This window comes from Nocardiopsis listeri NBRC 13360, from assembly GCF_001570765.1.
Taxonomy (GTDB): domain Bacteria; phylum Actinomycetota; class Actinomycetes; order Streptosporangiales; family Streptosporangiaceae; genus Nocardiopsis; species Nocardiopsis listeri.
In genome coordinates this window covers 1-13,941 of the sequence record NZ_BCSH01000107.1, presented here as the reverse complement: position 1 = coordinate 13,941, position 13,941 = coordinate 1, and the positions used below count along the sequence as shown (strand labels likewise).

The window sequence follows — 13,941 nt, the reverse complement described above, 5'->3', positions numbered from 1 at the left end:
AGGCTCATCTGCTGTCCATCCGTCTGGACAGGGCTCGACTCGACCGTCTCGGTCACCGAGAACACCACCATTTTCGAACGTGATTCCCAATCGGAAAGAAACGCGCCGAACGGAAGCCTCATCCGCGCCCCCGTCGACCCTCAGCAACGAGACCACACGGCCAGAACCCTCGCAATGAGAATGAGAATTCTCCCATTCCCCACAAAAACAGCATGAACAAAATGACATACCCTGCCGCCTGCCCATACATGCGGACGAACCCATGGACCAAGGGAGTTCAGAAATCACATTTCACCCCAAAGGGGGAACCCACCCCCATAAATACTGGCGAAACCCCTCGATCATTCCTCCCGAAGCCAGGGAGATATCAGGAATGCCTGGAATTCCCCCTCATCCAGGATGACCACAGAAACCCTCTTGCGGACAAACCATAAGGTCCGTAACACCACGCCTACAAAGGAAACCTTCCACGCGGAACTACGTACCGATTCGCCACCCGATGCGGATCAACGCCCTTCCGGCCACATCCGTCATGCTTCATCACGGAGCCCGTCATCGGAAAGCCTCCATGGAATCCCCGCGCCCCGAAGCCCCGGATCCGGGCCCTTCAGGGCGTTCGAGGGGTACGAGGGCTCCCACGGCTGAACCCGGGTCGGGTCAGGCCAGGTGGGTGAGGAGGTCGCGCAGGGCGTCGGGTCCGATGGGTTCGCGGCCGGTCAGGGGTGCCTCGACGGTGCCCTGCTCGGCGAAGCGGGCACGGACGTCCCCGATGACACCGGGATCGACGTCTGCGGGGACCTGGTTGACCACGACGGTGCCCAGGCTGAAACCGGTGTCGGCGAGCTCCTTCGCGGCGCGGTCGGTCTCGGCCAGGACCATACGGCGGGGCACCAGGACCAGCCGGACCTCGGCGTCCTCTCGCAGGCGGGCCGCCGCGCGTTCGAGTTCGCGGCGGCGGGCGTGCAACCTCTCCAACAGCGGGTCGTCGGTGCGCTCCTGAGTGCCACCGATGACACCGATGGCGAAGCGGTCGGCGTCCACGGCGCGCTCGCGTTGGCGGGCCAACCCCTCCACCCAGGGAGTGAGCAGTTCGGGCAGGTGGAGCAGGCGCATCAGGTGGCCGGTGGGGGCGCTGTCCACGACCAGGCGGTCCCACACATCGGGGACCTCCTCCATGGTGCCCATGAGCAGGTCGGCCAGTGCGGACTCGGCCATTCCGGGGCCGGCCGCGGCGTGATCGAGGTGGCGGGAGACCGCGGGGAGGATCTCGCGGGGCAGCGCTCGCGCGGCGTCGTCGCCGATCCGCCGGACTCTGCGGCGCAGGGCCGCGTCGGCGTCCGGTTCGCGCACCCACAGGTTCTCGCCGACCTGGACGGCCGTGTCGCCGAGGGGCATCGCGAGAACGTCGCCCAGCGAGTGCGCGGGGTCGGTGGACAGCAGCAGCGTGCGCAGACCGCGGTCGGCGAGGTGGAGTGCGTGGGCGGCGGCCATGGTGGTCTTGCCGACCCCGCCCTTACCGCCGAAGAAGACGATGGAGGGCACGGCGGGGATGTCCGGGTCCTGCTCGGCTCGTGCGGTTCGGCGGAACCTCAACAGCACACCCCCGGTCCGCCAAGGTCGTCCCGCCCCATGCGCTGATGCCACTCGTGCAGGTCGGCCACCATGTAGGGGATCAGGTCGAGGGTCTCATAGGACACGGGACCCTCCACCCCCAGAGTCTCCAGGAGCAGAAGGGCGCGCAGCGTGTCGTGCTGGGTGCGCGCATCCCGACGCACCTCCTGACGCCATTTCGCGGTGAAGACCTCGTCGTGGAAGGCCTCCAACCTCTTCCAGGCGTCGTATGCGCGAGAGAGCGCACCCAGCGGATTCACGTCCTACTACTCCTTCGGGTCGGAGGTCTCGGAGGTCTCGGTGGTCCCTTCGGACTCCGTGCTCCCGGTCGCCGGCAGGTTGCGCGCGGCGAAGGCCTTGCGCAAGGCGATGGTGGCCTCGACGACCAACCAGATGGCCAGCGCGAAGATGACGAAGTCGAGCGGTGCCAACAGGAAACGATCGATGACGTCATCGGAACGCACGAACGCGATCAGATTGACGATCAGCGCCCACGAGGTCATGACCAGCAGGAAGACCAGCGGGATGAGGATCGCCAGCGGGTTACGGCGACGTTTGGTGACCCACACCGCGATGACGGCCAGCGCCAGGCCCGCGGTGAGCTGGTTGGTGGTGCCGAACAGCTGCCACAGGGTACCGAAGGCGAAGTCGCCCGGGACGAGCGCCAGACCCAGGGGGACGAGCGTGGCGATCAACGTCGCGACGGTGAGGTTGCGGGCCAGCGGGCGGAATCGGACGATCTCGGCGATCTCCTGGACGATGTAGCGCTGTAGCCGCACACCGGTGTCCATGGTGGTCGCGGCGAAGCTGACCACCACGACGACCGCGAAGATGACACCGATCTCCAGCGGAATGCCGAGGTTGTCGGCGAACTGTCCCACACCCTCGACGAAGTTGCCGGTGGCGCCGGCGGAGGCCGAACCGAAGTCGCCGTACAGACCGTTCCAGTCGGCCAACGGAGAGGTGGACGCGGCGACCACGCCGGCGGTGCAGGCAAGGACGGAGCAGACCGCGAGCGTGCCCTCGCCGGCGGCGCCCATGTACCCGACCAACCTGGAGTCGGTCTCCTTGTCGATCTGTTTGGCGGTGGTACCGGAGGCCACCAGGCTGTGGAAACCGGAGATCGCACCGCAGGCGATGGTGATGAACAGCAGCGGGAACCATGGTGGGGAGTCCGCCGGGACGTCGCTGTTGATCATCGGAGCGACGATGGTGTCCCAGCCGACGACGACGCCGAGGAAGATGATCACGAAGGCCAGCATCATCTGGTGCAGGTTGATGTAGTCACGCGGTTGCAGCAGCATCCACACCGGGATACGGGAGGCGATGAACGCGTAGACGAACAGCAGGATGATCCAGACCGTGTTGGGGGTCGTCCCCATGGCCTCGGAGACACCGGTGATGTCGATCGGGAACATCACGCCCAGCGGGATGCACACGTACACCAGCGCCAGGGCCATGATCGACGGCAGCAGGGCCGCGGTACGGCGCCTGTAGACGATCTGTCCGACCGCGATCGCGAGTGGGATCGTCACCAGGACCGGAAGGATGGCGGCCGGGTATCCCACGAACAGATTGGCGATGACCACGGCGAACACGGCGTTGACCATGGTCAGCAGGAAGAAGATGATCACCAGGAACAGCGTCCGTGAACGCTTGCTGATGACGTCTCCGGCCAAGGTTCCAATGCTGCGCGCCTTGTGCCGGACGGACACCACGAGGGCACCGAAGTCGTGCACACCGGCGGCGAACACGGTGCCGAGGAGGATCCACGCGAGCGCGGGCCCCCATCCCCAGAACACGGCGACGGCGGGACCGACGATGGGGGCGGCGCCGGCGACCGAGATGAAGTGGTGGCTGAAGACGATGTGACGGTTGGTCGGCACGAAGTCGATGCCGTCCTTGTAGGTGTGCGCGGGGGTCACGAACCCCGGTTCCAGCGCGTACACCTTCTCAGCGAGATATCGCGAGTAGTAGCGGTAGCCGAGTGCGAACACCGCCACGGACGCGAGTAGGACGAGGGCTGCGGGCATGGCCGTGGCCTACCTTCCGCATTCCGGGCCCGAGACTCGGCGTGATCGTCGACTCGGACCCGTCGCCCGGCGATCACGCCTGATCGGACCATGGGTTAGGGTCACCAGAAATTAACATGCGACATTCCTCACTTATAAGGTCTGACCTTGACTGACCTGATCACGGTTTGGCAGCGATCCACCGTCGCGGAACTCAGCTGGATCGCCCCGTCCGGGCCTACCGGTATCCCGGTGGTCCCGTTGACCCTGCGCGACCAGGCGTGCGTCGCCCTGCCCTACTCGATGGCCGACCTCGCTCGCAGCCTCGATGGCCGCCGGCACGCCGCCTTCAGCGTGACCGATCAGGGGGCCGGTGGTCAGGTGGGCCTGGTGGGCAGCGGACCCGTCGAGGTGCTCGAAGACCTGGAGGGACGGGAGTTCGCGGAGTCCCTGGTCGAACAGGAGGCGCTCAAGCACCCGCCCACCCGACTCCGTGGGGACAGCCTCATGGCACGACGGGAGAACTGGTGGTGGGTGCCAAGGTTGATCGTGACGCTCGCCTCGGTGGAGAGCCTCCGTGAGATCCATCCCCGCACCCGCGCCACGGACGCGCTCCTGGTGCGCGACCGCCACGGTCTCCCGGAGGTCGACGTGGTCACGGCCGACCAGTGGTCCGACCAATCGGGGCCGAACATCGAGTTGTGGGCTCGTGGTGGAGGGCTTCTCGCGGGAACCGACGAGCCCGCCTTCGCCTTTTCCCACCAGTACAGCCCCGACTTCGAGCGGTGGGAACGCTGGTTCCGTTCAGGGCGGCTCAGCGGTGAGTCCCTGCTGGTGGAGCAGGCCGAGGGAGCACCGGTGGGCAAGGAACCCGCCGGCCCGTTGCCGCCCTACGGTCTTCTCGAACGCTACTCCAACCACCGATCCCTGGCCCGTTCCTGCCGTCGAGGCATCTCCGAGGCCGAGCACCGTCGCCGTGCCCAGGGGCTCCTGGGGTGAGCAGTTCCCAGGTCGCCGACCAGCCGTCGTCACCCGCTTCCTGGCCTTCCCCTCGGTCTCGGACGGCACCTCGGAGTCCGAAGACCACCGAGAACAGGCCCGAACACCGCCCCCGTGAGGGCGGGGATCCCCGATCAGCGATCGAGGTAGGCCAGGACGGCCAGGACCCTTCGGTGACCATCGACCTGAGGATCCAGGTCCAGCTTGGTGAAGATCGAGCCGATGTGCTTGCTCACCGCCGCGTCCGACACCACCAGCAGGCGGGCGATGGCCGCGTTGGACTCGCCCCGTGCCATGAGGGACAGCACCTCACGTTCCCGGGGCGCCAGCCGGTTCAGCGGGCTGGAGCGGGCCGCCAGCATCACCCGGACCACCTCCCGGTCCAGGACGGTGCCGCCCGAAGCGACCTTGGTGACCGCCTCGGCGAACTCCTCCACGTCGCCTATGCGCTCCTTGAGCAGGTAACCCACCCCGCCCGGGGCGTCGATCTCCAGCAGGTCCGAAGCGTAGGCGGGCTGCACGTACTGGCTGAGCACGATGATCCCCGGCTCGGGGCGTTCGCGGCGGATCCGCACGGCGGCCAGCAGCCCCTCGTCCGCGTAGCCCGGGGGCATGCGAACGTCCGTGACCACCAGGTCCGGGTCGTGTTCGCGCACCGCCTCCTCCAAGGCGTCGGCGTCGCCGACCGCGGCGACCACCTCGTGCCCGAACCTGCCCAACACCCCCGTCACCCCCTCACGGAGCAGGACGGAGTCGTCCGCGACCACTACGGTCAGCGCGCGCGTCATCGTTCCGGGATCTCCAATCGCACGGTGGTCGGCCCGCCCAGCGGGCTGTCCACGGTCAACTCACCCGCCAGGACCGCCAGCCGGTGGCGCAGGCCGCTCAGCCCGCCACCGTCCGGGCTCGCGCCTCCGGGGCCGTCATCGGTGACGTCCACCCACAGTCTCGCGTCCCGTATCCCGCCCCGCACCCGAACGGTGGCTCCGGGCGCGTGCTTGCCGGCGTTGGCGATGGCCTCGCAGACCACGAAGTAGGCGGTGGACTCCACCGCTCCCGGGAGACGTTCGGGCAGGTCGAGGTCGATCTCCACCTCGGACGCGGATCGGGCGGACACGTCCCACAGGGCGGCCCGCAAACCCCTCTCGGTGAGCACTCGGGGATGGATGCCGCGCACCAGGTCCCGTAGTTCGCTCAGTGCCCGCGTCACCTGTTCCTGGGCCTCCCGTACGGCGTTCGCGGCCGGGGAATCGGCGGGCAGGTCCAGCCGGGCCAACCCCAGGGAGGTCTTCACCGCGACCAGGCGTTGTTGGGCACCGTCGTGCAGGTCGCGTTCGATGCGTCGACGTTCCTCGTCGAAGGCGGTCGCCAGCGCCGCGCGGGAAGTGGTGACGTCGCGCAGTTCGGCGACCAGCCGATCCTCACGCGGGGAGAGCACGGCGCGGGCGATCTCCGAACGTGTGGCCGCCCATCCCGCGATCAGGTAGAGCCCGACCGGCCACAGGACGGCCCATCCGAGCACGGAGGCCCACCGTTCGTAGACGTTCAGGTGTGGAGCGTCGACGAAGTCGAGCACACCCGTGAGGGGGACTCCCAGTGCCGCCCCGATCACCGCCAGGTCCAGCACGCAGAGCACCGTGAGGCTCAGCAGTGTGTATCCGAGGTCGCGCCACAGGCGGGGCGAGGAGCCCGAAGCCGTCGGCCGTTCCAGCCGTTCCCCGACCAACCCCTCACAGAGCCGCCCCCAACGCGCCACCAGCGGTGTACTGGCGGGCATGGCCACCAGGACCATGAGGATCACGACCGGCTCCCAGTACCACGGCCACTCGGTGATGGTCGTGTACCTCAGCAGGAGGTTCACGCTCCCGACGATGAGCACGCCGCCCACGGTGCCGGCCGAGACGTACGCCAGGGCCCGCCACGGCCACGCCGACAGCAGGAAGCGGTGGGGCGCGAGCGTGATCGCCGCACGCAGGTTCGGGATGCTCATCCGCTCGACGGTAGCCCGCACGAGGGCGGTCGCGCGGTAGGGCAGGGTCTACCTCCGAGTCTCCACCACGGGCACCCGCGCGGGACCCGCCCGATCCGATGTGCTCGGTATATGAACGCGACACTCGGCGCCACACGTGACGCCCTGCGCATCGACTCCGTGACCAAGCGCTACACGACCGGGGACCACCGGGTCACCGCCCTCGACGGCGCGTCGCTCGACGTTCGGGAGGGGACCTTCACCGCCATCATGGGGCCGTCCGGTTCGGGTAAGTCGACGCTGCTGCACTGCGCGGTCGGCCTGGACAGACCCGATGGTGGAAGCGTCGTCGTGGACGGGACCGACCTGGGCGGCCTCGGTGAACGGGAACTCACCGAGTTCCGCCGCGAACGGGTCGGATTCGTCTTCCAGAGCTACAACCTCATCGACGCGCTCACCGCCGTCCAGAACACGCTGCTGCCCGCCCGTCTGGCACGACGGCGCCTGGGTCGCGAGGACGCGCTCAAGGCACTGGAGGAGGTGGGGCTGCGCGATCGCGCCGATCGCCGCCCGCACCAGCTCTCCGGCGGTGAACAGCAACGGGTGGCGATCGCCCGCGCCGTCCTGACCCGCCCCTCGGTGATCTGCGCCGACGAACCCACCGGCGCCCTCGACCTCGCCCGCGGCCGTCAGGTGCTGGACCATCTGCGCGCGGTCGTGGACACGCACGGCCGAACGGTCCTGGTGGTCACCCACGATCCCACCGTGGCCACGCGCGCCGACCGCGTGGTGTTCATGGCGGACGGTCGGATCGTGGACGAGATCGACGCTCGCGACGGTGAGCGTTTCGACGCCGGGAGCATCGCGCTGCGCATGACCGGACCGGAGGAGTCATGATCGCGTTCGCCATGGTGCGGCACCGCCTACGCTCGGTCCTTGGCGGGTTCATCGCGTTGACGCTGGGCGTGGCCCTGTTGGCGGCCTCGGCGATCGTCATCGCCTCGGCGCGACCGACGGTGCCGCCACGCTACGAGAACGCCTCCGTCCTGGCCGTGCCAGGAGAGGCCGGGACCAGGTCCGACGACTTCACCGTAGCTCGCGCGGTGTGGAGCGTCGACGAGGCGGACGTCCTCGTCGAGGAGATCGCCCGGGGCGACGGGGTGACCGACGCGGTGGCCGAGCACCGGTTCCAGGTCCAGGTCATGGACGGTGACCGGATCCTGGGCGACGTGGTCGACGGCGACCCCAACGGCGCCGGGTGGTCGTCCTTCGTCCTCGGGAGCACGAAGCTGCTCGACGGCGCGGGACCGTCCGGGGACGACGAGGTCGTCTTGCCCGCCTCCCACGGACGTTCGGTGGGCGACACCGTCGACGTGCTGACGGCCGGCGCCGAGTGGCCCATGACCGTCTCCGGGATCACCGATGGCGACGACGTCCTGCTCCCGGACCCCTTGGCCGAGGAGAGCGCGACCGGGGTGTCCCTCATCGGTGTGGTCACGACGGCCGGCGCCGAACCCACGAGCTCCGGTGACCTGGTGCGGGACGTGGTGGGCCCGGCCTCGGACGTGTACACCGACGACGAACGCGGCGCGATGGAGTCGGAGTTCGACGCGTCCAACAACTGGGTCGGCCAACAGCTGCTGGTCCTGATCGGCGCGCTGGCCGTGTTCGTCTCCGTGTTCGTGGTCGGCACCACCTTCACCTTCCAGGTCTCGGTGCGCCGCCGTGAACTGGCGCTGCTGCGCGCCGTGGGCGGCACTCCGCGTCAAGTACGTCGGATGCTGCTCGGCGAGGCCGCCGTCGTGGGTGTGGTCGCCTCCCTGGTGGGCGCGGCGCTCGGGGTCGTCGGCTCGCACCTGCTGGGCGGCTGGATGATCGACGCCGGCCTGCTCTCCCGCTACTGGCAGGTGCGATCGGTGGCCCTGCCCGTCGGAGCATCGGTGCTGATCGGTCTCGCCACGGCGGTCGCCGGGGTCCTGGGCGCCTCGCGCAAGGGTGCGGCGGTCAGGCCCCTGGAGGCTCTGCGCCCGGAAGGAGACAGGGACGAAACGGTGCCGAAGTGGCGGCTGTGGGTCACGGTCTGCGCCGGGTTCCTGGGCGTCGTTCTGGTGGTGGCGACCACGCGAGGGGACATGGAACAGGCCATCGCCTACGGACTGGCGTCGAGCCTGGCCCTGCTGGTGGCGGCGGCCGTCGCCGCACCCCTCTACCTGCCGCGACTCGTCGGTCTGCTGCCGGGGAAATCCCCCCTCACCGAACTGTTGCGCGCCCAAGCACGTACCGATCCGCGGCGACCGGCGTCGACGCTCCTGCCGGCCCTGCTGGTGTCCACGCTCGCCGTCACCGTGCTGGGTCAGACCGACACCCTCGCCGGCGCCATCGAAGAGCATTCGCGGGGCGAGATCCCGGGCGACGCCATGCTCGTACGGACCGACGGTGGCGGCGGGCTGACCGACACCGCGCTCGAACGCACCCGTGAGCACGCCGACGGGGAGGTCGTCAGCCACCTCTCCACCGGTGTGTACGTGGACGGCAGTTGGGTGGAGTCCGTGGGACTCCGGCCGAGCGCCGTACCCGAGGGAACGGCGCTGGCCTCCCCCGCCACGGCCGAGCGGTTCGGTTGGGCGGAGGGCGACACCGTGGACCTGACCTGGCGGGACGGCACCAACGGCCGGATCATGGTCACGGTCGAGGAGTTCCCACCCGAACTGGAGATGTGGGCGGAACTCGCGCTGCCGCACGACCTGGCCCGCGAGCACGACCCGGCCACCTTCACGATCATGGCGGCGTTCGATCCGGTGGACGCCGAGGCACTCTCCACGGCCCTGGCCGACCAGGGCGTACACGTCGAGGGCACCGACCGGTTGCTCGACGAGGGCATCGCCACCGAGATCGGGCTGCTGCGCCTGTTCGCCGGGACCATCCTGGCGTTGTCCCTGGGGTACACGGCGATCTCCCTGGCCAACACCCTGTCCCTGTCCACTTCGGCGCGCCGCCGCGACCTGGCCCTGTTGCGGGTCACCGGCGCGCACCGACGTCAGGTCCTGGGCCTGTTGACCGCGGAGTCGGGTCTGATCTCCACGATCGGCCTGGCTTTGGGCGCTTCGCTCTCCCTGCCCGGTCTGTACGCACTCACCATCGGGCTTCGGGACGAGTTCGATCCACGCCGGGGCCCGGCGGAGATCGCCGTGCTGCTGCCCTGGCCGGAACTCGGCCTGGTCTTCGCCGCATCCCTGCTGATCGGGGTCCTGGCCGCGCTGATACCGGCGGCCCGTGCCCTGCGCCGGTCACCGTCGGCCATGGTGGCCGAACGCGAATGACCGGATCGTGCGATCCCCGGTTCAGAGCCAGATGGCGGGGTCGGCGCCCCAACGCGAGGCGGTGCGCGCCCAGTCCCGAGGGCCGCCCTCGTAGCGCACCGGCGGCAGGGCGTAGCGCAGCCGCCCGTAGGGGGAAGGGGCCTCGACCAGCCATTCCTCCGCGTCGTGGGTTCCCGCACCCGGCTCCTGCGCGACGATGTCGTGCAGCAGCCAGGAGGCGGTCCCCGCCAGGGAGAAGCCCAGCCGGCGACCACGCCCGTCGGACAACCGATCGGTGAGCGCTCGCAGCACGCCCGCGGCCATCAGGTACCCGGTGCCGTGGTCGAGGGCCTGCGCGGGCAGGGCTCCGGGACGCCCGTCCTGGCCCGACTCGATCGCCGCGATGCCGGTGGCCGCCTGCACCAGACTGTCGAAACCCCGACGACCCGACCAAGGGCCGCTCCGGTCCCAAGCGCGCAACCCGGCCACCACCAGTCCGGGACGGCGCGCGACCAGGTCGGCGGCGGCCATGCCGCGCCGCCCCAGGGAGCCGGGCCGGTACCCCGTGACCACCACGTCCGCCGTGTCCAACAACCCCTCCAGGACGCCTCGTCCCTCCGCCGAGTCCAGGTCCACCAGGGCCGAACGTTTGCCCGGTCCGGTGTCGATGTGGCTGTCGGGGTCCTCCGGCGTCCCGGGTGGATCGACCCGCAACACGTCCGCGCCCAGAAGGGCGAGGGTGCGGGTCGCGACGGGGCCGGCGATGACCCTGGTCAGATCCAGGACACGCACCCCCGCGGCGGGCAACGCCGCCGGTTCCAGATACCGGTCCGCGACCTCACCGTGCGGGACGACCTCGGCCAGGGGCGCACGTCCGATCGCCGATGTTCCTCGATCGGGCGCCGGAGCGACCGCCACCGCCAACCCGCCGGCCGCGTACACCCGTTCCTGGATCTCGGTGGCCGCGAGCCCGGACAGGACGGCGGCGAGCCGATCCGGCAACGTGTCGGGGTCGTCCTTCGCGTCGATGTCGAGTGCGTGGAGCAAGCGTTCCCGATGGTGCGGATAGTTGGCGTGGGTACGCACCCAACCGTCGGAGGCCCGCCAGAACCCCGACAGGGGCGCGAAGGGGGTGGGTTCGCGGCCGTCCACGCGCAGGTGTCGTTCGCTGACGAACGCGGTGGCCACCGCGCCCTCGTCCACGTGGACCCGTGGGACCACACCGCCGTTGCGGGCGGCCAGGAGTTCGGCGGCGGCCAGGGAACAGGCACCGACGGTGGCCGTGGCCAGGGCGCGCACCGGAAGTACCGCGGGCAGGATGTTCCCGGCCGTGTGCCGGACGATCTCGGCCGGTGGTTCGGCCGTGCCCGCGATCGCGGTCCAGGCTCGCAGGGTCGTCTCGTCGACCATTCGGTGACTCACAATTCGTACTCGGCGAGGACGGAGACCTCGCTGAACAACAGGTAGTACTCGGCGGGCGGTGGCTCGTAACCGGGGATCCCGTCCAGGGCGGTGGGGAGCGAGTCGCTGTCCTCGACCGTCACCGTGACCGGATCCGAGTCGACCACCAACTCCACCTCGATCGGTCGGTCCGGGGGCGGGGCGAGGAAACGGAAACCCCACCGGCCCCGCGCATCCGGCTCGGCAGGCACCTGTCGGCCCTCGACCATCACCACACGGCCCCGGGGCGCCACCCCCGTCAAGTGCAGCCCCACGGACTCCGCGCCCCTGGGCGAGAACAGTTCGAGCGTGAGCAGCCGTCCCGCGTCCACCTCGGTGTCGGACACGACCTCCAGCTCGGGTGCGGGCAGGTCGACCGCCTCGGCCTCGCCGACCCGTGCCCGCGGCCACGGGAGCCCCGGCGCCGGCGGGTCCGCGACCTCCGCCCCCACGTATCCACCGGCCCACTCGGCCGCGGGGATCTCGGTCTCGTCATCATCGAACGGAACCGACCACGTGGCGGTGTCCGCGTCACTGTCGAGGGTGTAGGCCAAGCGGGCCGGTGCGGGACGGTCCGCGTCGTGGGGGTTGACCGCGATCCCCGCACCGGCGCAGACGGCCGCGACGACCAGCGCCGACGCCGGTAGCAGGAGGGCACGGCGGCGCGGCCACACCGATTCCACGAGGGGCGCCATCGGCAAGAGGCCGAGCAGCAGCAACGGAATCCCCGCGACGAGACCGTCCGCCAACCCCAGCTCCAGGGTGGACCAGACCATGGTCCACAGGAGCACCGCGGTCGGCACCGACGACACCGTCCAGAACAGCGGTCGCCACGCGGATCCGGGACCGGCCGCCAGGGCGAGCAACCCGCCGCCGGCGATGGCGAGCGCCGGCAGCACCAGGAACGAAGAGGCGCCGGGGGCCATCGCCGCGACCAGGGCACCGATCGTCCCCAGGGTCAGGAGTCCACCGAATGCGAGCGCGTACGTCCCCGGCCATCGGCGCAGCAGGAACAGCCAGAGGGTCGCGAGGAGGAAGCCGACCGAGAGGGCGGCGACCGCGAACCACGTCGGTTCGTAGGGGGAGCCCGTCAGCGAGTGCGCGAGTTCCGGCCGTACCGCGACCAGCCCCTGCCAGAACCCGACCCCAGCCATGGCGCCCACCAGCAGGAGCACCGGGGTGAGCAGGAAGGACACCAGCACCCGAGGAATCGTCACGAGTCCTCGCCATCGGGCCACGGCCACCAGCGCCACCGTCAGGGCCAGGGCGACCCCCGCCATCGGCAGCGCCCACGAGGCCGGGAAGTGGACCAGTCGACCCGGTGGGACGTTGAAGTACACCGGATTGGGCTCGGTCACCGTCTCCGCACCCGCCATGTACGGGGCCAGGTCCTCCTCGGCCAGAGCCAGACCGAAGGCGAGCGAGTTGTCGCCCATCTGCTGGAGCGACCGGGGATCGACGTTCTCCGGGGTGTCCAGGACGCTGTGATAATGCGCGGCGCGTCCCGCGTACGCGTAGTCCAAGGCGGTGAACCCGCCCTTGTCGAAGGCCGTGAAGTCCGTGTCGTTGGGCAGGAAGGCGAAGAGCGCCTCGGTGAAGGAGTCGCCGGCCGGGTGGGACGCGGTCTCGGCGAACAGCCGCACCAGCTCACCACTGTCGGGAGTGGCGCGGAACAACGTGACGGTGCCGCCCGCCCCGCGCGCCTCGTGGTTGAGAACCACACCGCCTTCGGCGCCCAGGGGGTGATCGTTCGTGAACGCCTCCGCGCCGAGGAGGCCCGCCTCCTCCGCGTCGGTCAACAGCAGGACGACGTCGTTGCGCGGTGGTTCGTCCGCCGCGGTCATGGCGCGCGCCGCCTCCAGAACGGCGGCGACCCCGACCGCGTCGTCGTTGGCGCCCGGCCCTGAGGACACAGAGTCGTAGTGGGCGGCGAGGAAGACCCGACCCGTGGGATCGCTGCCCTCGATCACCGCGACGACGTTCCGGGCCCGGGCGAGCGGGGTCGTTCTGGTGTAGGGGATCGGTGGGACCGCGGTCGACTCGTGGATCTCGGGCTCCAAGCCGAGGGCGTCGAGTTCGTCGACCACGTAGTCCAGGGTGCGTTCGTGTTCCTCGGAACCGACCGGGTGCGGGGCGGCGGCGATCTCCTCCACGTGCGTGTGCGCGCGTTCGGCGCTGAACTCCGTCACCGGAGCGGTCTTCGCGACCGGGTCTGGTGGGCGCAGGTCCCAGACGGTGAACAGTGCCAACACCAGGAGCACGACCGGACCGGCGAGGGCGACACGGCGGACCACGGTTCCCGGCCCGCCCTCTCCCCCGAAGTCTCCGTCGGAGTCTCGGTCGGCGGGCGGTTCGAGATCGGTGCCTTCCCCGGACATGCGTGGCCCTTCGTCGTTTCGGGGTCGGATCGGTCGGCCGGCCCCAGAGCCGAACCGTAGTCGCCGGCACCACGCTCACAACGGAAATCGGCCACTCCTGGCCAGACCCGCGGCTCCTCCGGACGCCTAGATGAGTGATTCCAAGGGGTGGGGGTGAGGGTAAGGGCGAGGGTGAGGGTGGGCGTGGTGGTGGGGGCGAGCGTGGGGCTGGCCGGTAGGGCGCCTCGACTAGA

Annotated in this window: 10 protein-coding genes; 3 read left to right on the top strand and 7 right to left on the bottom strand. The window is 70.0% G+C overall.

Annotated features, from left to right (window positions below):
• Positions 1 to 657 precede the first annotated feature (657 nt).
• Genes NLI01S_RS24285 through NLI01S_RS24275 form a run of 3 tightly spaced genes read right to left on the bottom strand, consistent with a single transcriptional unit; the run spans position 658 to position 3,644 of the window.
• Positions 658 to 1,599 carry an ArsA family ATPase gene (locus NLI01S_RS24285; protein ID WP_067609104.1) on the bottom strand — a complete coding sequence of 314 codons (942 nt, stop codon included), beginning with the start codon at positions 1,597 to 1,599 and terminating at the stop codon, positions 658 to 660.
• Positions 1,590 to 1,871 (bottom strand): cory-CC-star protein, encoded by a 282-nt coding sequence (locus NLI01S_RS24280; RefSeq protein ID WP_067609101.1) that lies wholly within the window; start codon positions 1,869 to 1,871, stop codon positions 1,590 to 1,592. The genes NLI01S_RS24285 and NLI01S_RS24280 overlap by 10 nt, the downstream gene beginning before the upstream one ends.
• A 6-nt stretch (positions 1,872 to 1,877) precedes the next feature.
• Positions 1,878 to 3,644, bottom strand: coding sequence for a carbon starvation CstA family protein (locus NLI01S_RS24275; protein WP_067609098.1), 1,767 nt, complete (start codon positions 3,642 to 3,644; stop codon positions 1,878 to 1,880).
• A gap of 147 nt (positions 3,645 to 3,791) precedes the next feature.
• Here NLI01S_RS24275 and NLI01S_RS24270 point away from each other — a divergent pair, with 147 nt between their 5' ends.
• Positions 3,792 to 4,622, top strand: coding sequence for a hypothetical protein (locus tag NLI01S_RS24270; protein WP_067609094.1), 831 nt, complete (start codon positions 3,792 to 3,794; stop codon positions 4,620 to 4,622).
• A gap of 134 nt (positions 4,623 to 4,756) precedes the next feature.
• Here NLI01S_RS24270 and NLI01S_RS24265 read toward each other — a convergent pair whose 3' ends face one another.
• Both NLI01S_RS24265 and NLI01S_RS24260 read right to left on the bottom strand, forming a co-directional pair.
• Positions 4,757 to 5,410: a response regulator transcription factor gene (locus tag NLI01S_RS24265; protein ID WP_157091128.1), complete on the bottom strand. Its 654-nt coding sequence runs from the start codon at positions 5,408 to 5,410 to the stop codon at positions 4,757 to 4,759.
• Complete coding sequence (locus NLI01S_RS24260) at positions 5,407 to 6,612, bottom strand: sensor histidine kinase (protein ID WP_067609090.1); 1,206 nt, start codon at positions 6,610 to 6,612, stop codon at positions 5,407 to 5,409. Before NLI01S_RS24260 ends, NLI01S_RS24265 begins: the two co-directional genes overlap by 4 nt.
• 111 nt (positions 6,613 to 6,723) lie before the next feature.
• Between NLI01S_RS24260 and NLI01S_RS24255 the strand changes: the two genes are divergently transcribed.
• Positions 6,724 to 7,488 carry an ABC transporter ATP-binding protein gene (locus NLI01S_RS24255; RefSeq protein WP_067609087.1) on the top strand — a complete coding sequence of 255 codons (765 nt, stop codon included), beginning with the start codon at positions 6,724 to 6,726 and terminating at the stop codon, positions 7,486 to 7,488.
• A complete protein-coding gene (locus NLI01S_RS24250; protein WP_067609084.1) occupies positions 7,485 to 9,911 on the top strand; it encodes an FtsX-like permease family protein in 2,427 nt (808 codons plus the stop codon). Before NLI01S_RS24255 ends, NLI01S_RS24250 begins: the two co-directional genes overlap by 4 nt.
• Before the next feature lie 21 nt (positions 9,912 to 9,932).
• Here the strand turns inward: NLI01S_RS24250 and NLI01S_RS24245 are convergent, their stop codons facing one another.
• On the bottom strand, positions 9,933 to 11,300 hold the full coding sequence (locus tag NLI01S_RS24245) for a CoA transferase (RefSeq protein ID WP_067609081.1): 1,368 nt from the start codon (positions 11,298 to 11,300) through the stop codon (positions 9,933 to 9,935).
• A gap of 8 nt (positions 11,301 to 11,308) precedes the next feature.
• A complete protein-coding gene (locus NLI01S_RS24240; protein WP_067609077.1) occupies positions 11,309 to 13,708 on the bottom strand; it encodes a M20/M25/M40 family metallo-hydrolase in 2,400 nt (799 codons plus the stop codon).
• Positions 13,709 to 13,941: the final 233 nt, after the last annotated feature.